General features: G+C 58.2%; 21 protein-coding genes and 2 pseudogenes. 11 read left to right on the top strand and 12 right to left on the bottom strand.

Annotated elements, in window-relative coordinates; translation table 11 throughout:
* Positions 1 to 146: 146 nt before the first annotated feature.
* From folE to ACK59H_RS05405, 4 genes and pseudogenes are all read right to left on the bottom strand, one after another.
* On the bottom strand, positions 147 to 707 hold the full coding sequence (gene folE / locus ACK59H_RS05420) for a GTP cyclohydrolase I FolE (RefSeq protein WP_060477385.1): 561 nt from the start codon (positions 705 to 707) through the stop codon (positions 147 to 149).
* 804 nt (positions 708 to 1,511) lie between these two features.
* Positions 1,512 to 1,949, bottom strand: a pseudogene (locus ACK59H_RS05415) (methyl-accepting chemotaxis protein); the annotation flags it as partial.
* Between the two features lie 99 nt (positions 1,950 to 2,048).
* Positions 2,049 to 2,855, bottom strand: a pseudogene (locus ACK59H_RS05410) (PAS domain-containing protein); the annotation flags it as partial.
* 1,121 nt (positions 2,856 to 3,976) lie between these two features.
* On the bottom strand, positions 3,977 to 4,246 hold the full coding sequence (locus ACK59H_RS05405; protein ID WP_060477384.1) for a DUF6555 family protein: 270 nt from the start codon (positions 4,244 to 4,246) through the stop codon (positions 3,977 to 3,979).
* 419 nt (positions 4,247 to 4,665) lie between these two features.
* Between ACK59H_RS05405 and ACK59H_RS05400 the strand changes: the two genes are divergently transcribed.
* Both ACK59H_RS05400 and ACK59H_RS05395 read left to right on the top strand, forming a co-directional pair.
* Positions 4,666 to 8,430 (top strand): CheR family methyltransferase, encoded by a 3,765-nt coding sequence (locus ACK59H_RS05400; protein WP_409264290.1) that lies wholly within the window; start codon positions 4,666 to 4,668, stop codon positions 8,428 to 8,430.
* Between the two features lie 81 nt (positions 8,431 to 8,511).
* Positions 8,512 to 8,910 carry an NUDIX hydrolase gene (locus ACK59H_RS05395; RefSeq protein WP_060477382.1) on the top strand — a complete coding sequence of 133 codons (399 nt, stop codon included), beginning with the start codon at positions 8,512 to 8,514 and terminating at the stop codon, positions 8,908 to 8,910.
* A gap of 12 nt (positions 8,911 to 8,922) precedes the next feature.
* Here the strand turns inward: ACK59H_RS05395 and ACK59H_RS05390 are convergent, their stop codons facing one another.
* Entirely contained in the window at positions 8,923 to 9,474 is a 552-nt protein-coding gene (locus ACK59H_RS05390; protein WP_060477381.1) for an ATP-dependent Clp protease proteolytic subunit, read from the bottom strand.
* A 211-nt stretch (positions 9,475 to 9,685) separates the two neighbouring features.
* On the opposite strand from ACK59H_RS05390, the gene ACK59H_RS05385 reads away from it, so the two are divergent.
* From ACK59H_RS05385 to ACK59H_RS05370, 4 genes are read left to right on the top strand one after another with little or no spacing between them, the layout of a single operon-like run.
* Positions 9,686 to 10,603 carry a DUF72 domain-containing protein gene (locus ACK59H_RS05385; protein WP_060477396.1) on the top strand — a complete coding sequence of 306 codons (918 nt, stop codon included), beginning with the start codon at positions 9,686 to 9,688 and terminating at the stop codon, positions 10,601 to 10,603.
* Positions 10,600 to 11,385 carry an endonuclease/exonuclease/phosphatase family protein gene (locus ACK59H_RS05380; protein WP_060477380.1) on the top strand — a complete coding sequence of 262 codons (786 nt, stop codon included), beginning with the start codon at positions 10,600 to 10,602 and terminating at the stop codon, positions 11,383 to 11,385. Before ACK59H_RS05385 ends, ACK59H_RS05380 begins: the two co-directional genes overlap by 4 nt.
* Positions 11,382 to 12,584: a cardiolipin synthase ClsB gene (gene clsB, locus ACK59H_RS05375; RefSeq protein WP_060477379.1), complete on the top strand. Its 1,203-nt coding sequence runs from the start codon at positions 11,382 to 11,384 to the stop codon at positions 12,582 to 12,584. The genes ACK59H_RS05380 and clsB overlap by 4 nt, the downstream gene beginning before the upstream one ends.
* Entirely contained in the window at positions 12,584 to 13,528 is a 945-nt protein-coding gene (locus ACK59H_RS05370; protein ID WP_060477378.1) for a lysylphosphatidylglycerol synthase domain-containing protein, read from the top strand. The genes clsB and ACK59H_RS05370 overlap by 1 nt, the downstream gene beginning before the upstream one ends.
* A gap of 59 nt (positions 13,529 to 13,587) precedes the next feature.
* Here ACK59H_RS05370 and ACK59H_RS05365 read toward each other — a convergent pair whose 3' ends face one another.
* Positions 13,588 to 14,055, bottom strand: a complete 468-nt coding sequence (locus ACK59H_RS05365; protein ID WP_060477377.1) for a hypothetical protein — start codon at positions 14,053 to 14,055, stop codon at positions 13,588 to 13,590.
* Between the two features lie 124 nt (positions 14,056 to 14,179).
* On the opposite strand from ACK59H_RS05365, the gene ligD reads away from it, so the two are divergent.
* Genes ligD through ACK59H_RS05340 form a run of 5 tightly spaced genes read left to right on the top strand, consistent with a single transcriptional unit; the run spans position 14,180 to position 19,707 of the window.
* Positions 14,180 to 16,660: a DNA ligase D gene (gene ligD / locus ACK59H_RS05360; RefSeq protein WP_060477376.1), complete on the top strand. Its 2,481-nt coding sequence runs from the start codon at positions 14,180 to 14,182 to the stop codon at positions 16,658 to 16,660.
* Positions 16,657 to 17,700 (top strand): acyl-CoA dehydrogenase family protein, encoded by a 1,044-nt coding sequence (locus ACK59H_RS05355; RefSeq protein ID WP_060477375.1) that lies wholly within the window; start codon positions 16,657 to 16,659, stop codon positions 17,698 to 17,700. The genes ligD and ACK59H_RS05355 overlap by 4 nt, the downstream gene beginning before the upstream one ends.
* Entirely contained in the window at positions 17,697 to 18,452 is a 756-nt protein-coding gene (locus ACK59H_RS05350; protein WP_060477374.1) for a PIG-L family deacetylase, read from the top strand. The genes ACK59H_RS05355 and ACK59H_RS05350 overlap by 4 nt, the downstream gene beginning before the upstream one ends.
* Before the next feature lie 11 nt (positions 18,453 to 18,463).
* Entirely contained in the window at positions 18,464 to 19,063 is a 600-nt protein-coding gene (locus ACK59H_RS05345; protein ID WP_060477373.1) for a bifunctional 2-polyprenyl-6-hydroxyphenol methylase/3-demethylubiquinol 3-O-methyltransferase UbiG, read from the top strand.
* Positions 19,060 to 19,707: a glycosyltransferase family 2 protein gene (locus tag ACK59H_RS05340; RefSeq protein WP_060477372.1), complete on the top strand. Its 648-nt coding sequence runs from the start codon at positions 19,060 to 19,062 to the stop codon at positions 19,705 to 19,707. The genes ACK59H_RS05345 and ACK59H_RS05340 overlap by 4 nt, the downstream gene beginning before the upstream one ends.
* Positions 19,708 to 19,724: 17 nt before the next feature.
* On the opposite strand, the gene ACK59H_RS05335 is transcribed toward ACK59H_RS05340, so the two are convergent.
* From ACK59H_RS05335 to ACK59H_RS05310, 6 genes are all read right to left on the bottom strand, one after another.
* Positions 19,725 to 20,564, bottom strand: a complete 840-nt coding sequence (locus tag ACK59H_RS05335; protein WP_409264288.1) for a Ku protein — start codon at positions 20,562 to 20,564, stop codon at positions 19,725 to 19,727.
* A 67-nt stretch (positions 20,565 to 20,631) separates the two neighbouring features.
* Positions 20,632 to 21,234 (bottom strand): nucleosidase, encoded by a 603-nt coding sequence (locus ACK59H_RS05330; RefSeq protein WP_060477370.1) that lies wholly within the window; start codon positions 21,232 to 21,234, stop codon positions 20,632 to 20,634.
* A 129-nt stretch (positions 21,235 to 21,363) separates the two neighbouring features.
* Positions 21,364 to 21,534 (bottom strand): general stress protein, encoded by a 171-nt coding sequence (locus ACK59H_RS05325; protein ID WP_060477369.1) that lies wholly within the window; start codon positions 21,532 to 21,534, stop codon positions 21,364 to 21,366.
* 160 nt (positions 21,535 to 21,694) lie between these two features.
* Positions 21,695 to 22,978 carry an NTP/NDP exchange transporter gene (locus tag ACK59H_RS05320; RefSeq protein WP_060477368.1) on the bottom strand — a complete coding sequence of 428 codons (1,284 nt, stop codon included), beginning with the start codon at positions 22,976 to 22,978 and terminating at the stop codon, positions 21,695 to 21,697.
* A gap of 4 nt (positions 22,979 to 22,982) precedes the next feature.
* Positions 22,983 to 23,891, bottom strand: coding sequence for an aldo/keto reductase (locus ACK59H_RS05315; RefSeq protein ID WP_060477367.1), 909 nt, complete (start codon positions 23,889 to 23,891; stop codon positions 22,983 to 22,985).
* 88 nt (positions 23,892 to 23,979) lie between these two features.
* The gene (locus ACK59H_RS05310; protein ID WP_060477366.1) at positions 23,980 to 24,861 is read right to left on the bottom strand and encodes a Dyp-type peroxidase; all 882 of its coding nucleotides are present in this window, start codon (positions 24,859 to 24,861) and stop codon (positions 23,980 to 23,982) included.
* Between the last annotated feature and the right edge of the window lie 3 nt (positions 24,862 to 24,864).

Raw genomic sequence — 24,864 nt, 5'->3', positions numbered from 1 at the left:
CGCACAGGGCTGACCAAGTCTGGGTGGTACCGCCTCAACAAACGGCAGCAAGCCACTATTTCCCAAGACTTTAAAACGACTTGGAGATAACGTATTGAAAACTGCACGCATGGGCGAGCCCTTCCTATGCGGCTAGGGATCATATTTCAGGTGTGTCGCCCTATAAGGTTGAGGAATTCGTGCCGGGTAGTCGGAGAGTCTCGGAACTCCCCCAGCATTACCGATGAAATCATCACTGAGTTCTGCTTTTCTACACCTCGCATCATCATGCACATGTGCTTGGCCTCGATAACGACGCCAACACCTGCCGCATCAGTCACTTCCTGCATGGCACACGCAATCTGTCTAGTCAAATTCTCTTGAATCTGCAAACGGCGAGCAAACATATCAACTAAACGCGCCACTTTGGAAAGCCCTAATACTCGTCCTGTTGGCAGATAGGCGACATGCGCTTTCCCAATAAACGGCAACATGTGATGCTCGCACAATGAGTACAACTCAATATCGCGAACCACCACCATCTCATCACTCTGACTTTCGAACAAAGCGCCATTGACTATCTCAGCTAGGCTCTGGGTATAGCCATTGCATAGATATTGCATGGCTTTGGCAGCACGCTGAGGTGTGTCCAAGAGCCCTTCTCGTTGCGGGTTTTCACCAACCCCAACAAGGATTTCACGATAATGCTCGGCCAGCGGATGTGACATTTGGATTCCTCACCTTTGCAACGTTGCCATACCCTCGGGATGGGGTAACCAGGCTGAACTTGGTCTCAAACGACAGAACACCCTGTACAGAACTGAAAGCAAAGGACGTAGCGGACGTCAAGCCAGTGGAGCTGGCCACATCCCAACACCGGCAGCACGCCAGCGCCAAAGGCTAGCGTCCAAGCCTGTTACTCAACGATCGTTTGCAAACCTGGCGTGCAAGCACGATCTCAATTGTTCAATCGACAGGCCCTGAGGTATTGGATCGAAGTCATCGCCATGGATATCGATCAGGATGAGCTTTGCTGCAGTCGAATACCTGCGCAGGAAGGCCGCCCCCCTGGCACACCATGGATAGGAACCGTCGAAATAAAGGGTCAGAGGCCATCGGGAATACATGTACAATATCTCAATTTTGTACAGCTGTTGTATAAGTTAGCGGAACCCGTGAAATTAGCAATGGCCGTGATGACGGATCACCTCATCAGCTTGCATCCGCCTGAGGCTGGCGGGTTCTGCGCCTTTTACAGATTGCGGTAGGCGACCTGAGTCATCAGATGACAGTCGAGATCGGGACGTACTGGTTTATACGAGGGTGCGATGGTTGCATCGCTTTTGAGGCGCTGCGAAAGCCAGCTAGCGCAAGCCAAAATTGGAGGTTTCGTCTAGAAACGGAGTGATTGAGGAATACACCATGGGCAGCTACATGACTGTCCAAAGCAAAGACACCACAAAGAGCGTGCCTTTTGCGTTGGCCAGTCCGTGACCGAAGCACATCGGTAGTGACCGTCGATGGACGCGCGTCTACTTCACCTCGTTAGCGAAGCGCCCAACAGCTTCCACTACCTGCTTTGCTCCATTTTGAATTTCAAGGATAACCGTGCCCGCCTCGTTGGCGAGTATCAAGCCCTCTTCAGCTTTCGCATGACTGCTGAACATCTGGGCAACGGCCTCATCAGCGAGCTCCTGGTTTTGCTGAACGACGTTCACAATCTCTTCGGTCGCCGAGCTGGTGTGGCCTGCGAGCTTTCGGACTTCATCAGCAACCACAGCAAAGCCCCGCCCCTGCTCTCCGGCACGTGCCGCTTCAATCGCCGCATTCAAGGCAAGAAGGTTGGTCTGCGATGCAATACCGCCAATGGTTTGAACGATTGAACTGATCAACGCAGATTGCTTACCGAGCGCCTCGATGCTGTCGGTTGCGAGCTTCATTTGCTCAGCGATACTTCGCATCGTGGCTACCGTTCGCGTTACCACGACAGCGCCGTGCTCGGCACTTGAATCCGTTCGTTGCGAGACATCAAAAGCAACGCCGGCAGCAGCTTTAACCTCTTGTTCTCTAGCTACCTGGTCGGTAACCACACTCGCAAATTTCACGACCTTGGCTAGCTTGCCCTCGGTGTCATGCACAGGGTTGTAGGTTGCCTCCAGCCAAATATCGTTGCCACGCCCGTCGATTCGCTTGAAGCGATTCGCGACGTACTCTCCACGGTTAAGTGTCTTCCAGAAATTTACGTACTCATCGGATGCCGCTTCTTGTGCCGAACAAAACAAGCGATGATGCTTGCCGACGATCTGGCCCAATGAGTAGCCCATGGCATCGAGGAACTGTTTGTTCGCCGTGATCACGGTGCCATCCAATTTAAATTCAATGACAGCGGTTGACCTCACCAGCGCTTGGATCAGAGCCTGGTTCTCCTTGCTCTGCTCAACGGTGCGAGTGATCTCACTGCCGTAGCCCTGTACATGTGCCAAGCTCCCCTCTTGGTTTCGAATAGGAAGCCAGTAGATTTTCAACCATGCAAGAGTACCGTCAGCCCGGAGGTAGCGATATTCGTCATTGACGGGTTCGAATCGCGCCACAGCTTGATTGAAGGCGTGGAAGCAAGGGAGATTTTTGACGTAGGGCGGAACGATCTCCGAAAGTGGACGGCCATGTAGATGGTCGCTTGAGTACCCCAGGGTCTCCAAGAAACTTCGATTGACTGCACAGATCCGGAACTGAGAATCAAGTCTTATAGAAAGCATCCCTCTGTCCATTTGCTCGACCTGCTGACGTAGCAGATTCAGCTCCGCGCCCTGCTCCTGCAGCGTTTTTTTGAGTTTGCGGTTGAACAATTTAAGGCTCCACACATGCTGAATCAGCATTTATCGACACAGGCCACTTTTTCTTGAGCGGCTAGTCAGCTTTTGATGGGGTTTGGGCGGGCGGTTCGGCAACAACGCTATGATTTCCAGTGAATACATAGGGAGGGAATCTCGCACTGACACCAGCCGGAGCCTGTGGAAGCACAGTTGGCCTCAAGAGGAGGAAGAATGGTGTCACGTGGAAACCGCTGAAAATCGAAGATCTCTCCACGATCGCAGATCAGGATGGCAACAAACGCTGATGATTTTCGCCTATAAAGACGGCCCAGGCGTCATACGAGTGTTGATGCCATTTTACAGCATCGTCCCAGAGGACACCGTTGATTTCACCCCGAGAAACTAGGTGCCTGAGCCTGGAATTTGAAGCATCCAATTCAAGGAGGTGCCTATGAGCGGTGTACCGAAAATCGTCGTGGCTTAGCATTGGACTGATGTCCTGAAGGGCTGGCTCGAGGATGCGCGCCGATGTCCCTGTACATCATTATGACATCAATCCGAATTGCTAGTTCTGACTTTACCGAACACCCTACGCCGCTGCCACGAAAGCAAGTCCGCGAAGCCTGGCCGTCATTGAGAAAGGTCTGCAAGCATTGCGCAGAGCCTGGTGTATCAATGCCTTGAGGACTCTTTTCCACTGCTCGTTTGGGTTCGACGTCAGGTTATAACTCGACTAAATGACTATCTGGTTTAGTTATAGGATTGCTCTATTTGCAGCCCCTCGTCCTTCGCCGTGAACTCTGGCTATGAGCAGGCATCATTCAAAATCTGAGGTGACAACGTTTGCTCAGCTAAGGCTTTACATACCGCCGGTCGGAGCTCATGTCCGTGTAAATGATCAAGTTTAGCTTTCGAAACTCTCACCTGATACGGGGTGAAATAATCGTCTTACCCTCACCCCCTACAAGCAACGCCCATGGGGGGCTGTTAAAAAGAGCGAGGGCACGGTATGAACATGACAATGCGAATAGGAGGCGGCAACGTCCAGGATGACTGGCCAGACCTGGATCCTGCCAATAATGAAGATCGGACTGATGACTCAAAGGCTGACCAACACCCGGAAGACGACGCGCGTAACAGGCCCGGGGAACCTGCCAGCGACCCCGAATCGGGTGCGTGAAAGCTTAACCGGTTACACTCGTATCGCCGATCGCCTGGCTGGGCTTGCTACCGGATAGTCGCCAACTTACGTCGGTTATTCCGTACCGCTCCGCCATAGGTCGGCTTACCTTTCTAATTTTCTCCCGACCAAACTTTGGAATGATCCCGATGCCTGCATCGCAACTTGCCCAGTGCCAAGCCTCGGCGTTATCGATTTTCTCGAGCCGGATGATGAAGCTACGGGGTTCGCCGTGCAGCAGGTAATCGATAATGTACAGCTGGGGACTCGGCATTGCGCAGCCCTCCTCTTCTCCATGGATGACAAATGCATTGAGTGATAGCACTGGAGAAAGATTCAAAAAAATTATCGGGTACTTCAACGGGAACCGTTGATGAGCGCAGTGCGGGGCCCTGATGACCGGTGTCACCTATGCGGCTCCTATGATCACAGGCCTACCCTACGTCCGAACGAGCTCATAACGGAACTGCTCGATCCGATTGCGGTTAGCTGACCGAAGGTGCCAAACGTTCGTCTCAAAAAGGACCGTGTGCCAAACGTCCAGCTTCTATATGCTCCCTGGTGCCCAGCTAGGACTCTTGGGTTACCTGTGCCCTGGCGCCTCGCGGCCCTGCCGAGGGCCGGCATATAATGGACCCAGGCGCCCGCAGCCATGTCCTCGGGCCAAATTTTTGGTGCGCACAAGGCATTTCCATGACTGATCAACCCGCATCGCCGCAAAACCCTGCCTTGAGCCCCAGCCACTTGGACTTTCCGGTGGTCGGGATTGGCGCCTCGGCGGGTGGCCTGGAGGCCATTCGCACCTTCTTCCAGCAGATGCCAGGCGATTGCGGTATGGCGTTCGTGGTCGTGCTGCATTTATCGCCCGACCATCAGAGCGTGGCAGATCGGATCATCCAGGAAACGACCCCGATGCCGGTGCGCCAAGTCACCGAACCGGTGCCGATCGAACGCAACCACGTCTATGTGATTTCGCCGGCCAACCGCCTTTCCACCAACGACGGCTACCTGCGGGTCACCCCTGCCAACCGTCGGCGTGGCGACCACGTTGCCATTGACCTGTTCTTCCGTGATTTGGCCGATGTTCACAAAGATCACGCGTTCTGCGTAGTTTTGTCAGGCACAGGCGCCGATGGTGCTGTGGGGCTTTCCAGGATCAAGGAACAGGGCGGTGTGACCCTGGTGCAAACCCCTGATGACGCGCAATACGACAGCATGCCTAGGGCAGCGATCGAAACCGGCTTGGTCGACCTGGTCTTGCCGGCCGCCGAAATGCCGCAAAAGCTGATGGAACTGTGGCGTACTGCTCGCCAGGTGAAACTGCCCGAGATCGAAGACGATACTCTGCCACCTGCCCTAGGTACTCGGGCCGGTGATCCTCGAGCCGCAGAACCACTGCTCGACGAGATCCTGCTACAGCTACGCAATGTCACCGGTCATGACTTTCAGCATTACAAACGCGCCACCGTGTTGAGGCGTATCGAGCGCCGTCTTCATGTGACCGGGCAGACCGATCTGCAAGGTTATCTGCGCTATTTGGAGCAGAACAGCAGCGAAGCCGAGGCGTTGCTGGGCGATATGTTGATTGGTGTAACCAACTTCTTCCGCGATCGTGAGGCATTCGAGTCGCTGGAGCGGCATGTACTGCCGCAGTTGGTCAGCGAACGCGGGGACACTCGTGAAATTCGTGTGTGGTCGGCTGGCTGCTCCACGGGTGAAGAAGCCTATAGCCTGGCGATGCTTGTGTGTGAGCAACTGACGCTGGAAAAGCGTGACAGCAAGGTTCAGGTGTTCGCCACCGACCTTGACGCGCGGGCGATCAGCACCGCCCGTGCAGCCTCCTACCCCGAGGCTATCGTCACTGATGTGCCCCCTACTCGTCTTCGGCAGTTCTTCGTCAAGGAGGATCAGCACTACCGCGTACGCAAGGAAGTTCGCGAGAAGGTACTGTTCGCCCGCCATAATCTGTTATCCGACCCACCTTTCTCGCAGATCGACTTGATCGTCTGCCGCAACTTGCTGATCTATCTGGACCGCGAGATCCAGCACGACATCCTGCAAATGTTCCACTACGCATTGCGCAGCGGTGGTTACCTGTTCCTTGGAACTTCTGAATCAGCAGATGTGGTGGGCGATCTGTTCACCCCGGTGGACAAGCGCAACCGCATTTTCCGCGCCCGTGACGTCAGCGCGGCTACTCGCAGCAGCAGCCGGCAGCTGCCCAGAACGAATTTCAAAGGTGTGGTTCAGGAGCAACAAATCAAAGCCAAGCCTGAACGCAAGCCGTCGTACGCGGAGATGCACCACCGCGCACTGGCCAGACGCACCCCGCCGAGCCTGATCATCGATGGCGACGGCAACATTCTGCATATGAGCGAAGGCATCGGGCGCTACTTGCAACTGGCCGCTGGCGAGCCGAGCCGCAATTTGCTTTCACTGGTACTGCCGAGCCTGCGCCTGGCGTTGCGCACCACGTTGTTTCAGGCCCGCCAAGGCACAGAAGCCGTTACCTCAAGGCCTGTCGACCTTGGCGAAGGTGAAGAACGCCAGCAAGTGGAAATTACCGTGCAGCCTTACAAGGATGAGTTCAGCGCAGGCGAATGCCTGCTGGTGGTTTTCGAGGTGCGGACGCCCGACCCAACGCTGCCGTTGCCGGGTGTGATCCGCCAAACCGACAGCATGGTTTTGCACAACCTGGAGCGTGAACTGCTGCGAACCCGCCTGCAACTGCAAGAAACCATCGAGCAGTCGGAAGTATCGAGCGAGGAGTTGACCGCCTCCAACGAAGAAATGCAGGCGATCAACGAAGAGTTGCGTTCGGCCAGCGAAGAGCTGGAAACCAGCAAAGAAGAACTGCAGTCGATCAACGAAGAGTTGCTGACTGTCAATTACGAACTCAAGAACAAAGTCGAAGAAACCGATAAGGTCAATGACTACTTGAGCAATCTGATTGCCTCTACCGACATCGCCACGGTGTTCGTCGACCGCAACCTGCACATTCGCTGGTTCACGCCGCGAGCCACCGATCTTTTCAACATGCTGCCCGTGGATACCGGGCGCTCGCTACTGGATATCACCCACCGCCTCGACTACCCCGCCCTGGCTGATGACGCCCACGCCGTAGCAAAAGGCGAAACCACCATCGAGCGAGAGATCGGCGCCCAGGATAACCATTGGTATCTAGCCCGTTTGCTGCCCTATCGCTCCAGCGAACAGAAGATCGATGGCACTGTGCTTACCTTCATCGACATCAGCAAGAACCACGCCGCAGAAGAGCGCGTGCGCCTGGGTGAAGAACGGCTTAGCAAGCAGTTGGCTGAATCGCAAAGCTCCAGCCACATGAAAGACGAGTTCTTCGCGGTGATGTCCCATGAGCTCAAACACCCGCTGAACCTGATACAGCTCAATGCCGAAATCCTGCGCCGGCTTCCTACTATCAGGAATATGGGCGCTGCGAGCAAAGCCGTTGCGACCATTTGTGAGGCCGTCACCAGTCAGGCGCGCATTATCGACGACCTGCTCGATGTCGCACGTATCCGCACCGGTAAGCTCAAGCTCAAAACCGAGCCAGTGGACCTTGGCGCGGTGGTTCAAGGCATACATGCAGTGGTCATGAACGAAAAACACCCTTGCCCGGTGCGTCTCGAATTACCTGCTGACGACTCCTCACTGATGATTGAAGGCGATGTTACACGCCTGGAGCAGATCATCTGGAACCTGCTGAACAATGCGCTGAAATTCAGCCCGTCAGGCCAGGAAATCAGCCTTGTACTCGAGCGCCATGGCAGTCACGCGCGTCTGCTGGTGATCGATCAGGGCGTGGGTTTGAGCTGCGATGACCTCGAGCATATTTTCGACCTGTTCAGCCAGGCCTCGCCGCAGTCATCCTTGCATGGTCGCGAAGGCCTCGGTATTGGCTTGTCCCTGGTGCGCCAGCTTGCAGAGGCCCATGGCGGCACCGTCGAGGCAACCTCAGCGGGGCTTGGCAAAGGCTGTACATTCATTGTCCGCCTGCCATTGTGTGATTATGGCCCGCAACAGCGTATCGATACGCCTGAGCCCGTCAACGAAGGGCGGTTGCAAGGCGTAACGGTGTTGCTGGTCGAGGATTCGCCAGAAGTCCTTGAAGTCATGCAGCAGTTGCTGGAGATGGAGGGCGCCGAGGTGATCGCCTACAGCGACCCGGTGAAGGCGCTGGAAGCGGCCGCCAACGCGCAGTATGACGTGATTATCTCCGACATCGGCATGCCTGGCATGGACGGCCATGCGCTGATCAAGGCCCTGCGTGGCCTTGCTCATCTGCAGCACACACCCGCGATCGCCCTCACCGGCTATGGTGCGAGCGCTGACCAGCACAGGTCGCGACAATCGGGCTTCGATCGCCACTTGAACAAGCCCGTCGGTTATGACGAGTTGGTCCAGGCTATCGAGTCGCTCAGCGGCTCAGTAACCTACTGAGGCAATTGCAGTTGCAATAGAACGTTTACTGCCTCTGCACGGACTAACCCACATAAGTTGGGAATTGCCGCAGGAGGCTGAGTGAAGCCAGTCAAGCACCGCGTTAGCATCATTTGTCGCCATGGCAAGCAGTCGCAGAAATGGCTTTGGGTTAGAAAGCCCAAAGCACCTTGGACATTGCCAGGCGGCAAAATTGAAGCCGGAGAGACGCCACCCCAGGCGGCGATACGGGAATTACAGGAAGAAACGGGGCTGCAGGCCGATACATTGACCTTTTTAATGCGCTACGAAGGCGAGGCGCGCATGCACTATGTGTTCGAGGCAGACTTCGCCCAAGCGCCAAAGCCTTCAGCTAATCACGAAATCGCCGAGTGCAGTTTTGGGCATCCGGAGCGCATGTCGTCGCTCAACGGCGAGATCAAGGCGTTGATCAAATCACTTCTGGCCTGCGACCGGACGCTCGCCGACTCCATTCGCTGAACAAGCAATGCCTCAGGCATGCACACTCCACTGAGTGGCCTGAGCTTCTATCGGTAGTTCTTCGATGGCGTGGATCATACCGCTTGCCAATGCCTCGTCAGGCCCCAAGATCCGCGGAGCCGCCATCAGATAGCGTGGCACATCCAGTATTTCGCTGGCGCCCTCAGTGCGCTCGGCGACAATTTGCGCGTATAAACGCAAGTCATAGTCAAGGCTCATGGCGTATTCCGCCATTCGGGCGTGATCTACCGAGCCGTGCAGCGTCCAGTGGAATGGGTGAAACAGGAACTTGCTGTGCCTGCAGGCCGTACGGTGTTCGCCGGCCAGGAAAAGGATGTTGCCCATCGACTCAACGGTGCCCAGGTTGTGGGTGTGCACACTGATTGGCAGCGACCGCAGGAAATTGTAGAGGGTAAAGCCGTAACTACACTCCCCTCCCATGGTGGCGATATTGAGTTGCAGCACCTGCGCACCTTGCCCAATGGCGCGCGAGCAGGTGTTGATTAGGTTGCCACAGGTGGATGAATTGATCGGCCCAGTGTAGTGAATGATGTGTCTGGCCATGGTTGTCTCCAGTGTAGGGAGGTTACCCCTGAGCGCCCGCCAAGGTGTTGCGGTGCGACAACTGCACTGTGCGGTGGAATCGCCCAAACCGCCAAAGTTCAATTCTGCACAATGCTCATGTCTTTCGATCACCTTCGCTGAACCCTCGCCCCTCTGAGTCGGTCGCACCATTTGAACGGTACTCGACGAATCAGGCTATGAGGACATGAGCGTGAGCGATATCCGCATCGGTATTTCCGGATGGCGCTATGGCCCCTGGCGCAAGGACTTCTATCCAAAGGGCCTGCGCCAGGATAGCGAACTGGCATTTGCTTCAAGGGCGGTCAACAGCATCGAGATCAACGGCTCGTTCTACAGCCTGCAGACTGCGCAGCGCTACACAGATTGGCGTGATCAAGCGCCCGATGGCTTTGTGTTTTCAGTGAAGGGCCCTCGCTACATCACGCATGTGCTCAGGCTAAAACAGGTAGAGACGGCGCTGGCCAATTTCTTCGCGTCTGGCCCGCTACTACTGGGTGACAAGCTGGGGCCGTTTCTTTGGCAGTTTCCGCCGAACATGAAGTTCGACGAGCAACGGTTCAGCCACTTTCTGCAGTTGCTGCCCAAGGACCGGAAAGCCGCCCGGCAGTGTGCCCTAGGCTGCGAAGAGCGCCACAGGGACCCTGCAGCAACTGCAATCAAAGGTAACGCACGGCTACGCCATGCTGTGGAAATCCGCCACGAGAGTTTTCTGTGCGAAGGTTTCATCAAGCTGTTGCGCAAACACCGGGTGGCCCTGGTTGTGGCTGACAGCGCAGGCAAATGGCCTTATGTCGAGGATGTAACGGCTGACTTCATCTACATGCGCTTGCACGGGGACATCGAACTCTACAGCAGCGGGTATACCGCACGGGCACTTCGACGCTGGAAGCAACGCATCCAGGCATGGGCGCGAGGCAGCCAAGCGGACGACGCGCATTTGATCGTAGCGGGGGCTCCGCCCAAGCGGGCCTCGCGGGATATTTACTGCTATTTCGACAATGATCAGAAAGTGCATGCGCCCTTTGACGCCCGTCGCTTGCTGGAAAAGCTCAAGCTCGATTACGACCTGATCACCGAACCGGGTGTGACGCCTGAGGTGCAGCTTTGAACAACAATCAGTTATCACCCAGCCCGGCTCTGGACGGCGATACCGCCGTGCACCGTTTGAATGTGCTGACGATCAATGTCCACAAGGGTTTCACCCAATTCAACCGCCGATTCATCCTGCCCGAGTTGCGCGAGGCCGTGCGCGCCACCAACGCTGACCTGGTGTTTCTCCAAGAGGTTCATGGTAGTCACCAGCAACACGCCGAGCGCCATCCAGACTGGCCCCAGGCCCCACAGTACGAGTTTCTCGCTGACAGCATGTGGCCGCAATTCGCCTATGGCCGTAACGCTGTTTATCCCTACGGGGATCACGGCAATGCGCTGCTGTCGAAATTCCCGATCACTCACTACGAAAACCTTGACGTTTCGATTCAAGGGAACGAGCAGCGCGGGCTGTTGCACTGCTGCTTGCAGGTGCCAGGCCACGAGCAGGTACATGCCATCTGCGTACACCTGGGCCTGCGTGAGGCTCATCGGCAAAGCCAGATCAAGCTGCTGCTGGAGCGGCTGGACAGCTTGCCGGCACAAGCGCCGGTGATCATCGCTGGTGATTTCAATGACTGGCGGCTTAAAGCTGATGCCGTGCTCTCGCAGCATCTGGTCGAAGCTTTTGGCGAACATTTCGGCAGCCCGGCTCGCAGCTTTCCTGCGCGCCTGCCGCTGCTGCGCCTGGATCGCATTTACCTGCGCAACGCTATGCCGGCCAGTGCTCAGGTGTTGTCCATGTATCCCTGGTCGCATTTGTCCGACCATGCCCCTCTTGCTGCGGAGATCGACCTGTGAACAGACCTTGGGTGGACGGTAACCACGTCCAACTGTTAATCAATGGTGAGCAATATTACCCGCGCGTGTTCGAGGCAATGGCCCAGGCCCGGGAAGAGATCTTGCTGGAAACTTTCATCATCTTTGATGACAAGGTTGGCCAGCAATTGCAGAAAGCGCTCATCGACGCTGCTAGCCGTGGAGTCAGGGTGGAAGTCGTGGTAGATGGCTACGGTACTGGGGACCTCCCGGACACCTACATTGCCGCGTTGACCGAGGCGGGCGTGAGCTTCCACGCCTTCGACCCGCAACCCAAGCTGGCGGGCATGCGCACCAACCTCTTTCATCGCCTGCACCGCAAGATAGTGGTAATCGATGGCGAGCTGGCCTTTATCGGTGGCATCAATTACAGCGCCGACCATCTGGGGGATTTCGGCCCCATGGCCAAGCAGGACTACGCCGTGGAGGTCACAGGGCCCGTGGTGGCTCAGGTTCATGCTGCCAGCCGCAGGCTGATGGCTCCGGTGCTGGAGCCGCCAAGCGACGTGCGCCCAGTGACGCAACCAACCGGCCAAAGCACGGCGGTGCTGATAGAGCGCGATAATCGTATGCGCAGCACCGATATTGAAACCCACTACCTGCAGGCCATACGCTCGGCCCAGAAGCGCGTGGTCGTGGCAAATGCTTACTTCTTCCCAGGCTACCGGCTGTTGCGCGAGCTGCGCAATGCCGCGCGCCGTGGCGTTGAGGTCACCTTGATTCTACAAGGTCAGCCCGACATGCGCTGGGTCCGGGCCCTCTCCAGGCTGCTGTACAACTACCTGCTACAAGGTGGCGTAAGCATTCGTGAGTATTGCCAGCGTCCATTACACGGCAAGGTGGCACTGATCGACGACCAATGGGCTACCGTCGGCTCGAGCAATCTCGACCCCTTGAGCCTGTCCTTCAACCTGGAAGCCAATTTGTTCATCCGCGATCCGGCTTTCAACCAGGCGTTGTACGAGCATTTGCACAGCCTGGCTCAGGAACACTGCAAGCCCGTTACCCTTGAACGTATGGTACGCGGCTACTGGTGGCGAGCGCCTTTGATCTTCGCTTGTTTTCACATCGTCCGGCACTTTCCGCGCATCGCCGGCTGGTTCCCCGCGCATCGTCAGCGCTTGAAGTCGCTGCAACCGGAAATTCAGGCCCAAGGCGAACTTCATGAGGGTAATACGTGATGGCGAAAAAATCCTGGCAGGTGTGGGGCAAGCGATTATTCACCCTAGCGTTCATGATCCTGATACCGGTGCTGCTGTACACGCTCGCGCGCAACCTGGACTGGAACGAGGTGCGCCAATCCCTGCTTGCGTATAAGCCGAGCACGCTGGCCATCGGGCTTGCAATGGCGGTATGCAGCTACCTGATTTTCGCCAGTTACGATCTGCTGGCAAAGGCGTATACCGGCCATGACCTTCCGGCGCGGCAGGTGCTGCCAGTGGCGTTCGTCTGCTACGCCTTCAACCTCAATTTCACCACCTGGGTGGGGGGCGTTGCCTTGCGCTACCGGCTGTACAGCCGCCTGGGGCTGGATACACCCACCATCACACGCATCCTCACATTGGGCCTGTTGACCAACTGGATGGGTTACATGCTGCTAGCCGGTGGCGTATTCGCGCTGGGCCTTGTCGAGCTTCCCGGCAACTGGGCAGTGGGTACCGGGGGGCTGAGGCTGATAGGCGTGCTTTTGCTGGCCATCGCCATCGGTTATCTGCTGGCGTGTGGCCTTGCGAAGAAGCGCACATGGCGCTGGAGGGACCATGAAGTCACCCTGCCCTCGCTGCGCTTGGCGCTGTGCCAAGTAGCGCTGGGCGCTAGCAACTGGGCGGTGATGGCGTTGCTGATTTATTGGCTATTGCCAGGGGAGCATTTCTTCCCCTCGATCCTCGGTATATTGCTGATCAGTTGCGTGGCGGGGGTGGTCGCTCACATTCCTGCAGGTTTGGGTGTGCTCGAGACGGTTTTCCTTGCCTTGCTGCATGGTCAAGGCCAGGGCTCGTTAATCGCAGCGCTGCTGGGCTACCGGACACTGTATTACCTGATTCCTCTGGTCGTTGCCTTGATGACCTATTTGTTGCTTGAGAAACGCGCCAAAGCCATGCGCCAGCGTGAACATCCGGCCTGAGGCCGTGCCGGCATGGGTTCGTGAAGAGACGGTCAGGTGCCGTCTCTTCACGCATTCACTCAACGTGCATCGCCCTCTTCGTCTTCGACCACATCATCGCTCCAAGGCTTGCCATCCAGGGGGGCTGAACGCGCCAACTCGGCCTCGTCGAGCCCAAACCCACCGCCTATTTCCTGCGCGTCTACCTCGCGCAGGTCCATGTCAGCCGGGCCATTGCCATCGCCTGGCTCAAAGGGGTCGCGAGCGCCGGTTTCATCCAGCAAGGTATCAGGGCTCAGATCATCATAGGTGACGTTGTCTTCGTGCAGGCTATCGCTTAGTGCCTCACCGCCAGTCATGCCGCTTTCGGCAACCCGTTGGTCCGGGAACTCCTGGTCGATTTCCGAAGCGGGTCGTTCGTCGCCGACTCGCCCCTCACGATGGTCGTGGCGATCACTGAAATCCAGTTCGCGCACACTGCCCATGCGGTCTTCGGTGTCGTCGATTTCAGTGGGTGTGTAGGGTTTCAGATCATCAGTTCGGCTCATTGCGGTTCTCCACCAGTGACATACAGATTGTCGACTGCTGTAGCCCAGCGATGATTCAGAGTTTTTTTGAACTACCCTGCGCCCGGCTCCCTCCCAACCTACAGATGCCTTCACGGAGCCGACCATGGCAAAGCCTCTTGCAGAATACGCGCGCAAGCGCGATTTCGACGCGACGCCTGAACCTAGTGTTCAGCGCAGGCGCGGCAAGCGCGCGCATGCCTTGCAGTTCTGCATTCAGAAGCACGACGCCAGTCACCTGCATTACGACTTCCGTTTGGAACTCGATGGGACGCTGAAAAGCTGGGCGATCCCCAAAGGCCCTTCGCTGGACCCAAAAGTGCGGCGCCTGGCGGTGCATGTAGAAGACCACCCGTTGGACTATGCCAACTTCGAAGGGCACATACCGCAGGGCCACTATGGCGCCGGTGACGTTATCGTCTGGGACCGGGGTGTCTGGGAACCCGAAGGCGATCCGCGCCAGGGCTATGCCAAAGGCAAGCTGCGTTTTCGCTTGCAGGGTGAAAAGCTGAGCGGTGTCTGGAACCTGTTCCGTACGCAATTGGCCGGCAAGAAGGAGCAGTGGATGCTGGTCAAGTCCCAGGACGGTGAGGCACGCAGTGAAGCTGAGTACAGTATCGTCGAGGCTCAGCCGGACAGCGTGCTAAGCGACCGTGGGCTGCTGCCCCGGCGCACGGCAAATGCCAAGCGCACACCCGTGCGGCGCAAAACCGCTAACGCCGAGCTTGCACAACAGCTCAAGCCCCAGCTGGCTACCTTGGTCGACTCGCCACCGGCTGGCGACTGGCGTTATGAGGTCAAATTCGATGGCTATCGGATACTTGCGCGCATCGAAGGCGACGATGTCCGGTTATTCACCCGCAACGGTCATGACTGGAGCGCCAAAATGCCCGCCCAAGTCGCGGCGTTGCGGGCGCTGGGCATCGACACGGCGTGGCTCGATGGCGAAATGGTGATTAGCGACGAAGACGGGAAGACCGACTTCCAGGCTCTGCAGAACGCCTTCGACACCGAGGATGACGAGCAGATCGGGTATTACATCTTCGACCTGCCGTTCTTGGGTGGCCAGGACTTGCGTCAGCGTCCACTTGAAGATCGTCGCGATGCGTTACGGCAATTGCTTGAGCACAATGAGTCGGACAAGCTCAAGTTTTCCGAGAGCTTCGACCAGCCTGTCGATGCCCTGCTCGACAGCGCTTGCCGCTTGGGCCTTGAGGGCCTGATCGGTAAACGAGTCGGCAGCCACTACATGAGTCGGCGCAGCCCCGACTGGGTAAAGCTCAAGTGCCAGCGACGGCAGGAGTTCGTGATCGTTGGCTTTACAGATCCCAAAGGCAGCAGAGCGGGCTTCGGCGCGCTGTTGCTGGCTTTGCACGACAAGCAAAGCGGCCAGCTGCAGTACGCGGGTAAAGTAGGCACCGGCTTCACCGGGGCAACGCTTAAAAGCATTCATGAGCGGCTCAAACCCCTACAGGTCGCCAAGCCCACTGTGCATAAGGGGCCAACGGGCGCAGAAGCCCGCGGGGTGCATTGGCTCAAGCCGCATCTGCTGGCGGAAGTCGCCTATGCCCAGATGACCCGTGAGGGCTTGGTACGCCACGCAGTGTTCCATGGGCTACGCGAGGACAAACCGGCCACCGCAATCAACGTGGAGCGCGCAATGCCCGCCAAGCAAGGCTCAAAACCCAAGCAGGGCAAGCAGCCAGATCAGCTGGCCGACTTGCGCCTGACCCACCCTGACCGGCTGATCGATGCAACCGTGGGTGCCACGAAGCGGCAAATTGCGCAGTATTACGCGCAAGTCAGCCAGTGGTTGTTGCCACACCTCAAAAACCGGCCGGTTGCACTGGTGCGGGCACCGGACGGCCTGATGGGAGAGTTGTTCTTTCAGAAGAATGCCGGGCAGTTGCATATCCCGCATCTGGTCAATTACAGCAAAGCCGACGCAGGCCAAGCGGCAATGGTCATCAACCGCGCCGATACCTTGATGGGGGCGGTGCAGATGAACATGCTCGAACTGCATACCTGGAATGCGACCGACAAAGACTTCGACAAGCCCGATCGCTTCGTCCTAGATCTCGATCCAGACCCTGCGCTGCCCTGGAAAGCCATGTTGGAGGCAACTCAACTGGTCCTTACCCTGCTAGACGAGCTGGGTTTGCAGGTGTTCATCAAAACCAGTGGCGGCAAAGGCATCCACTTGGTCGTACCTATTACCCGGCGTGCGAATTGGGATGAGGTCAAGGATTTCAGCCAGGCGATTGTCAATTACCTGGCCAAGCTGTTCCCCGACCGCTTGAGTGCGGTTTCCGGCCCTAAAAACCGTATCGGTAAAATATTCATCGATTACCTACGCAACGGCAAAGGCGCCACCACGGTATGCGCCTACTCGCTGCGAGCCCGCGAGGGGCTGCCGGTGTCTGTGCCGATCTGGCGCGAAGAGTTGGCAGGGCTCAAAGGCGCCGATCAATGGCATATCGGTAACCTGCACGAACGCCTGGTCGATCTGGACGACCCTTGGGCCGGGATGAGTAAAGTTCGTCAATCGATCACTGCACGTATGCGCAAGCAAATGGGAATGGCATGAGCATCATTCAGGATTTCGACCTCACCAACCTCGACCGATTGTTACGCACCTTCGGCGAGAGACCCCAACCTCTCAACCTGGACACACAGCTACCAGAGTTGATGCACGCACTCCAAGCCGATCAGCTCGACCTACTGCCACTGCCGGGGCAAGGCAACACCTTGCGCCGCTGGCAGACCTTGGCGCGGGTTGCCGGTTGCGACCTGGCACTGGCCAAACTCTATGAGGGGCACACCGATGCGCTGGCCATTCTGGCCGAATGTGGTGCGGCGCACCTGGTTGGCGACGGTATATGGGGCGTCTGGGCTGCTGAACCGCCGGACGCTCGCGCACGGATTGTCGCGCGTGACGGTGATCACGTGCAGCTGGGCGGTCGCAAGGCGTGGTGTTCGGGCGCCCTGCAGATAGACAAAGCGTTATTGACTGCCTGGGGCGACGATGAGCAGCCGCAGTTGGTAGCGATCGAGCTGGGGCAAGCTGACCAAAGTGTGGTGATCGACCATTGGCAGGCAGTGGGTATGGCCACCACGGCGAGTATCGAACTTCAGTTCAGCAATACGCCCGCCATCGCCGTTGGCCGCCCCGGCCAGTATCTGTCGCGCCCCGGCTTCTGGCACGGGGGCGCAGGCATCGCAGCTTGTTGGTACGGCGCGGCCGAGGCCTTGGCCGATTACCTGCGGGCGCATTGCCGCAAACCCCATGCCGACGCACATGCCCATGCCCACCTCGGCGCGGTGGACGCTGCCTTGTGCGGCGCCCGCGCTGCGTTGCGTGAATGTGCTCAGTGGATCGACCTGCAACCTGACGCTGACGCAGGCTTGGAAGTTTGCCGCACTCGCGCTCAAGTCGAGCAGGCCGTCGAACAGGTGATCCGCCACGTGGGCCGCGCGCTGGGTGCCACACCGTTTTGCCGTAACAGCCATTTCGCCAGGCTCAGCGCAGACTTGCCAGTGTACATGCGCCAAAGCCATGCCGAACGCGATCTCGCGGCGCTGGGTGAACAATTGACACAGATGCCTGCAGGAGCCTGGAAGCTATGAGCCAAAACTTGATTCAAGCTAGCAGTGGCACGCCTTGGGCTGACTGGCAACATGCCGCCCATCTGGCAAGGGCTACATGGATCAGTCCTGCGCAGCTGTGCCCTCCCGGGCGCCGCCTGGTGCTGGTCGCACCGCACCCCGACGATGAAATTCTCATGGCGGGCGGATTGCTGACCCACTTTCGCGGGCGTGAAGAGGACCTTCTGTTGATTTCGGCCACCGATGGTGAAGGCAGCCACGCCGGCTCCGAGCACTGGACCGAACATCGGCTGCGCCGCCAGCGACCGCTGGAGAGCCGCCAGGCACTGATGCAGCTTGACTTGAACGTCAACCATCTGGAGTGGCGCAGGCTTAATCTGAAGGACGGGAATTTGCCGCGCGAAGAAGCTTTCCTGGTCAACCACCTGACTCAGGCGCTGCGCCCGGACGATGTAGTGATGGCCACATGGCGAGGCGACGGCCACTGCGATCACGAGGCCGTTGGCCGTGCCGCAGCCCAGGCAGCGCAGGCGCGCAAGGCGCAACTGGTCGAAGTGCCCGTATGGGCCTGGCACTGGGCCCAGCCCGATGATCCACGGCTGCCATGGCCACGCGCGCATCGCATCGAGTTGGACGAAAGCGCCCTCGCACGCAAGCGTAAGGCCCTAGCGGCACACGTCAGCCAGTTGACCCCGGACGATCTTCGCCCGCCCGTACTGCCAGCCAGCTTGCTGGACTGCCTGCTGCAACCCTTTGAATTGATGTTCCTGTGAACGGAGTTGCCATGAGCCTCGATCCCCAGTACTTCGCTGAACTGTATGCTACCAATGAAGATCCGTGGGCTTTTCGCACACGCTGGTACGAAAAACGCAAACGCGATGTGCTGATGGCCAGCCTGCCACGTCAGTGCTATCAGCGGGTGTTCGAGCCTGCCTGTGCCAATGGAGAGCTCAGTGCCTTACTGGCAGAGCGAAGTGCTGAACTTCTGTGCCAGGACCTGGACCCCACTGCCGTGAACCTTGCCCGCGAGCGCCTGACCGATGTGCCCAACGCTTCAGTCGAATTGGCTCGCTTGCCTGGTGACTGGCCCGCAGGCCAATTCGATCTGATCGTGCTGAGTGAGGTGGGATACTACCTGGACCCCACCGATTGGCTGCAGGTCATTGAGCAATGCCTTGCGAGCCTTACCTACGACGGTGCCCTGCTTGCCTGTCACTGGAAGCACCCCATTGCCGGCTGCCCGCAAGATGGCCGTGAGGTGCATCAAATGCTGGCCAAACACCTGCCGCTATTTCCGCTCCTTCGTCATGACGAGGCCGACTTCATGCTCGAATACTGGTCCTGCCAACCCAGCGTGGTGGACTTGGACGAGACGTGCATATGATCGGCGTAGTGATCCCCGCGCACAATGAAGCCCGGCGCCTGGGGCGCTGCCTGAGCGCGATGGCTACGGCCGTCTTGGCAGCGCGAGAAGCAGGTCATGGGGTACAGGTGTTGGTCGTTCTCGATCGCTGCGTGGACGGCAGTGCCAAGGTGGCCGCCAGGTATGATGTCGACGTGCTTGCAGTCGAGGCCGGTAGCGTTGGAATGGCTCGCCGCTTAGGCGCCGAGTGGATGCTGGACCGCCATGCGACCTGGTTGGCCTGCACCGACGCCGACAGCCAGGTGCCGTCGCATTGGTTGTTGTCACAGCTGGCCTGCACGGCAGATGCGGTGTGTGGAACGGTGCACGTTGCCCGCTGGCAGCCTTGGCAGCGGGCGGCGCTACGTAAGCTCTATTTGAGCCGCTATGAAGCGCGGGAAGGCCATCGCCACATCCACGGTGCCAATCTGGGCGTGAGTGCCCGAGCCTATGAACGTGTCGGCGGGTTTCAACCACTTGCCGCCCATGAAGATGTGCAGCTTGTGAGGGACCTGGAGGCCGATGGCGCGCAGATAGTGTGGACGGCCAAGCACAGCGTTGCCACAAGTAGCCGAACCAACAGCCGGGCCCGTGAGGGGTTTGGCGACTACCTGGCAAGCCTTTGATCCACCAAGCGCTCGAGTCACGACGCTTTTCGCGAGCGTTTGGTGGTTTTCTTCGTGGCCGCAGGTTTCTTGCCACCTAAGCTGCGCTTCAACAACTCGGTGAGGTCGATGATATCGGCGCCTTTCTCGGCCGCGTCGCCCTCGCCTTTTTCCACCACAGCGATCTTGCCTTTACTGGCCTTTTCTTCAACAAGGTCCATGATCGTCTGACGAAACGCATCGTGATACTCGTCCGGCGCCCAAGGCCCGCTCATGTCTTCAACCAGCCGCTTGGCCATGGCCAACTCGCGCTTGTCTGGCTTGCTTTCGGTAACCGTCTTGTCCAGCTCGAGGCTATCCAACCCACGCACTTCCTCGGGCCAGCGCAAAGTGATCATCACGACGGCATCGTCCAGCGGGCGTAGCAAAGCCAAGTGCTGGCGGGTATGCAGCACTACCGTGGCCAGCGCCACCTTACCGGTACTGGCCAATGTTTCACGCAGCAACGCATAGACCTTGCCACCTCGCTTGTCGGGGCTCAGGTAATAGGGCGTGTCGAAATGCTGGAGTGGGATTTCTGCCGCATCGACAAACGACAAAATATCGATGGTCTGCGTGGCTTCGGGGCGGGCCTTGCGAATCTCGTCTTCGCTGATAACCACGTATCGGCCCTTCTCGTATTCAACGCCTTTGACGATGTTGTCCTTGTCGATTTCCTTGCCGCTGACCTTGTTGATGCGCTTGTAGCCTACTGGCTCCATGCTGCGCTTATCGAGCCAATCGAAATCGACGCGCTCGGTACGCACAGCGGTATTGAGCGAAACCGGTATGTGCACCAAGCCAAAACTGATAGCGCCTTTCCAGATAGCCCTGGCCATTACAGGTACCCTCCCGATTCGGTTAGTAGGACTGATACCTGAAGTGACTACCGCTGGCGGCGAAGGTTTACTCCAAACGCGCAGTCGGCTGACTGAACAGCACCCGTTTGAAAGCCTCGGCGGCCAGGTGCACCTGCACGGCCCAATCATCGGCAGCATCGCTGCCAGCGTCATCTGAAACGTACTTCAGGCAAACGAAAGGTATGCCTTCATTGCGCGCGATCAGCGCAAATACATAGGCTTCCATGTCGACGACATCGTAAGGGGCATCACCGTGGTTGATCTCGAAGCTGTCGCCGCTGCCGCAGGTTTCAAGCGGCAGGCCATCAATTGCATGACCATGCTCCAAAATCACAGGGGTATCGGAAAGTGGCGTCTGGTAGCGGGCGAAACCTAGCGGGGTCACGTCCATGTCGCGCTGCACAAAACGCGTGCAACACACAACCTCACCTTTGCCATGGCGCTGGCTACCGGCCGAGCCGAGGTTCACGATCAGTTTGGGGCGTTGCTGCGCTATCGCCTTGGTCAGAGCAACCGCGGCATTGACTTTGCCGATACCGGTAAACAATGTGTTCATACCGGTAAACACATCCCCTGCTTCGGCTTCCAAGGCAAATACGAACAAAATGTCGGAGGGAGAGATAGTGGGAAACTGCTGGGTCAGCATCATGGAGCTGGGATTCCAAATGGCATGCGGTTGATGCATGCATTCTGTGCAATCGATTGCCGATTGCAACCCTCCCATTTGCCACAGCCTGTGTCTGCAGTGCCAGGGCGCCCCGGCACTGCATACCATCAGTTACGAACGCCCGCCCTTGCGGCCTGATTCGTGATCCTGGTGGGCTGCGCCTCCTGAGGCTTGGCCACCTTTACGGCCCGCTTCGGATGCCTTTTGCTTGTCGTTTGCAAAGTTGCCTGGATTCTTGTTGCCGCCCTGGCTGCCGCTGCGGCTGTTGTCTTTGTTGGCCATGGTGTGGAACCTCATTTGGCTTGAGAATGGACGGCGTTGTGCCGTACATAAATTCCGAGTCCAGCCCCCGCGCAAGATTCGCTTTATCGCCAAGCCGTCAGACCGGTGGCCCTAATAAACCGTTCAGGGTGTATTTGGTGCGCGAATAGCCGCTTCATGGCTACCCCGACTTCGACGCTTCCTTGAGCTGATGTTGGCGGCCCAGCCAGTGCCCGACGACGCCCCAGCCCAATGCGATCAACGCTGCGATCATAAGCGTTACCTGAGGATGGTCAGCTAACGCATCTAGCCCTCGCTTGACCCAGCCGCCAAGCGCATCACCGCCGCGATAGACCACGGTGTCGATAAAGTTCTTGGCCTTGTATTTATCCTCGGCCGGCAGCACGGTGAACAGCATCTCGCGGCCCGGCCTGACCAAGGCGTACTCACCGGCGCGCCTCACCACCATCACAACCACAAATACCGCGAACACGGGGGCAATGGCCAGCCAAACGAACCCGGCGGCGATCACCAACGGTACGGCCACCAGCAACACCCCGACCCCCAGTCGTCTGGCCAGGCGCCCGGTAAGAAACAGCTGGGTCACGATAGCCAGTGCCTGCACTACGGTATCGATGAGCCCGAACACCTGGGTCTGGCGGGTGCGGTCGGTAAAAGTCTCACTGACGATGCGCGCCTGTTCGAAGTAGAGAAAGGTACTGACGCTGGCAAGTAACACGACGAATAAGCCGATCGCCAGCAAAAAGGGAGAACGCGCAACCGCCGTAGCCCCCGCAAAAGGGTTGCCGCCCAGGGGCCGGGATGAAGCGGCCCCGCCGATGACGGCTTCCCGGTTACCATCTCGCCAGTGCTGCACGTAGGAACAGGCAGCTACGCTGCCTACCAATAGTAAAGCCGCCAGCAACAGCAGCCCTGCATGTCCCAATGGCGCCACCAGCAGCGTACCTAGAACAGGCCCACTCAGGCCGCCCATACTTGCACCGGCTGCCAGCAGGCCGAACAGGCGTTTGCCTTGGCTGGTCGAAAACAGGTCGGCAAGTACGCTCCAGGCCAGGGAAATGCTGAGTAGGTTGAACACAGACAGCCAAATGTAAAAAGCCCGAGCACCCCATATCGACTCTGCATCAAAGGCAAAAAGCCACGCGAACAGCAATAACTGGCAGGCGAACAAGCCGTAGGTCCAAGGCAAGATGTGACGGCGTGGCACCTTGCTAGCCAGCCAGCCGTAAAGTGGCAGGCAAACCAATGTGGCGAGGAAAGTGCCGGTGAAGAGCCATTGAAGGTTTTCGACCCCGCCGGCTATGCCCATGGTCTCGCGCACCGGGCGCAGCATGAAATAGCCCGTGAACAGCAAATAGAACAGCAGCCAGGCTGCTACCACCGCAGGGCCTTCGCCGGGACGGATATTCAGCCCCTGCTTAAGCCGTGCGAGCCAACTGCTCATGGTCTCAGGCGAACTGCTTGATCAGCGCTTGCCGTTGCGCCTGGCTCAGCAGTGGTTCATAACCGGCTTTAAGCTGGTCGATCTGGCGATCCGGGCGGCTGGTCGCGGGGATCACCGTAGTGACTGCCGGGTGGCTTATGGCGAACTTGAGAAACAGCTGCGCCCAGCTGCCGATGCCGGCCTCGGCAGCCCACGCCGGTAGGGGCTGGCCTTTGACCCTTGCAAATAGGCGACCGTCATCGAATGCACGATTGACCAGCACAGCGACACCTTTGTCCTGACATAACGGTAAGAGCTCGTGCGCAGCCTGGGGGGCAGTGACCGAGTAGTTGATCTGAATGAAATCAAGCCTCTGGCTGCGCACAATTTGCGCCAAGGACTCGTGGCCGCTGTTCAAATAATGGGTGACGCCGACGTAACGTGTTTTGCCCTGCTGCTGTAGCTCCCGGGCATAGGGCAACTGCGTCTGCCAGTCGCGCAGATTGTGGACTTGCAATAGATCGACTTTATCCGTGCGCAGGCTCTTGAGTGTTCCCAACCATTGCGCCTGGGCATCGGCAGGGTTGTCGGCAGCGATTTTTGTGGCGATGAAACATTGCTGATGCCAGCCGCCCTCTTCCAGCAACTGGCCCAGAATGCTGTCAGCACCACCATAATTGGGCGAGGTATCGATGACTTTGCCGCCCCCCTGGAAGAAGGCTTGGAGAACCTGCTTGAGCTGCTGGTACTCCGGGGAGTTGGCTGCTACCTCGAAGCTGCCGGAAGTGCCGGCACCGATGATTGGCAGAGCCTCGCCCGTGGCTGGAATAATGCGGGTCAGCAAGCCGCCCGTGCTGCCTGCATACAACCAGGGCGTGGCGGCTGCTACGGATAGAGTCGCGCCAGCGCGTAAGACATCGCGACGTTTAAGCATACGAAAGCTCCCGCCCCGGAGGGAAACTTTCAAGGCTAGTCGTTGAGGCCTGAACTGATCGGCGATTCTGTATCCGGATGTAAAATGACTAAGCCTGCAACAGCGCCCGCAAGTCCAGGCCGCCCTCGCCCATGGGGGGGCACCAGTAGTAGCCGCCGGTCAATGGCCGGCTAAAACGGTATAAAGCATCAGTGACGCCATCTTCCAGGCCGCTCATACGCCGCAACTGGGCTTCGAAAGCCTCAAAGCTGCGGCCAAGGGCGACGAATGCCAAGCCAGCGCCGCGATTATCGGCCCAAGATACCGAGCGGCGGACCATGAAAGCTTCTGGCGCATAGCTTTCCTGCGCCGTACGCTTGACATGGGCAGACGCTGGGGCGTCATCAAGCTCTTCGTTGTCGCTCAGGCGGCGGCCGATAATATTGTCCTGATCGGCTTGAGGCAGCGCCTTGAAATACGACAGGTCATGTTTCCAGAGCTGGAAGGCGGCAAAGCTCGAACCGTCCATACCCGGCTGACCGTTAGCCAGAATGGCGGCGTGCACAGCATCGTCGTCGGAGGGGTTTTCAGTGCCATCTTCGTAACCGGTCAGGTCAAGGCCACCGCGATGCAGGAAACCATCGACGCTATCAGCCAGGCGCAACGCAGGTGCCAGCATCTGTTCAAGTGCCTGGGCTTGCAAAACCAGGTCACCGCGTTCATCGCTGCGAAGCCACAACCAAAGCGCGTGCTGAGTACTTGGGTTTTCCACGGCGGCGTCAAGCTGTGGGAACGCACGCAAGCCTGGGATGTCGCGGCCCAGCGCTTTGACCAAGGGTGCGCCGATACCAAGGATCAGGCTACGGCCGTCGACGTGTGGCAACAGGGTATCCAGTACCGCGGGCAACGCCTCGGGCGACTGCAGGGCGAAGAACAGGTGACGAGCGTGCACCGGCACGGGCGTAGCAAGCAGACCTTGTTGGAAAGGCATTAC

Source organism: Pseudomonas sp. KCJK9000 (assembly GCF_046230725.1).
Taxonomy (GTDB): Bacteria; Pseudomonadota; Gammaproteobacteria; order Pseudomonadales; family Pseudomonadaceae; genus Aquipseudomonas; species Aquipseudomonas promysalinigenes.
The sequence above is the reverse complement of the archived record's forward strand: the minus strand, read 5'-3'. Positions and strand labels throughout refer to the sequence as shown.

Excerpts from the sequence above, each read along its gene's own strand:
- folE (WP_060477385.1), bottom strand. The coding sequence starts at position 707 with ATGTCACATCCGCTGGCCGAGCATTATCGTGAAATCCTTGTTGGGGTT.
- ACK59H_RS05405 (WP_060477384.1), bottom strand. The coding sequence starts at position 4,246 with ATGCCGAGTCCCCAGCTGTACATTATCGATTACCTGCTGCACGGCGAA.
- ACK59H_RS05400 (WP_409264290.1), top strand. The coding sequence starts at position 4,666 with ATGACTGATCAACCCGCATCGCCGCAAAACCCTGCCTTGAGCCCCAGC.
- ACK59H_RS05390 (WP_060477381.1), bottom strand. The coding sequence starts at position 9,474 with ATGGCCAGACACATCATTCACTACACTGGGCCGATCAATTCATCCACC.
- ACK59H_RS05370 (WP_060477378.1), top strand. The coding sequence starts at position 12,584 with ATGGCGAAAAAATCCTGGCAGGTGTGGGGCAAGCGATTATTCACCCTA.
- ACK59H_RS05365 (WP_060477377.1), bottom strand. The coding sequence starts at position 14,055 with ATGAGCCGAACTGATGATCTGAAACCCTACACACCCACTGAAATCGAC.
- ligD (WP_060477376.1), top strand. The coding sequence starts at position 14,180 with ATGGCAAAGCCTCTTGCAGAATACGCGCGCAAGCGCGATTTCGACGCG.
- ACK59H_RS05355 (WP_060477375.1), top strand. The coding sequence starts at position 16,657 with ATGAGCATCATTCAGGATTTCGACCTCACCAACCTCGACCGATTGTTA.
- ACK59H_RS05350 (WP_060477374.1), top strand. The coding sequence starts at position 17,697 with ATGAGCCAAAACTTGATTCAAGCTAGCAGTGGCACGCCTTGGGCTGAC.
- ACK59H_RS05345 (WP_060477373.1), top strand. The coding sequence starts at position 18,464 with ATGAGCCTCGATCCCCAGTACTTCGCTGAACTGTATGCTACCAATGAA.
- ACK59H_RS05340 (WP_060477372.1), top strand. The coding sequence starts at position 19,060 with ATGATCGGCGTAGTGATCCCCGCGCACAATGAAGCCCGGCGCCTGGGG.
- ACK59H_RS05335 (WP_409264288.1), bottom strand. The coding sequence starts at position 20,564 with ATGGCCAGGGCTATCTGGAAAGGCGCTATCAGTTTTGGCTTGGTGCAC.
- ACK59H_RS05330 (WP_060477370.1), bottom strand. The coding sequence starts at position 21,234 with ATGATGCTGACCCAGCAGTTTCCCACTATCTCTCCCTCCGACATTTTG.
- ACK59H_RS05325 (WP_060477369.1), bottom strand. The coding sequence starts at position 21,534 with ATGGCCAACAAAGACAACAGCCGCAGCGGCAGCCAGGGCGGCAACAAG.
- ACK59H_RS05320 (WP_060477368.1), bottom strand. The coding sequence starts at position 22,978 with ATGAGCAGTTGGCTCGCACGGCTTAAGCAGGGGCTGAATATCCGTCCC.
- ACK59H_RS05315 (WP_060477367.1), bottom strand. The coding sequence starts at position 23,891 with ATGCTTAAACGTCGCGATGTCTTACGCGCTGGCGCGACTCTATCCGTA.
- ACK59H_RS05310 (WP_060477366.1), bottom strand. The coding sequence starts at position 24,861 with ATGCCTTTCCAACAAGGTCTGCTTGCTACGCCCGTGCCGGTGCACGCT.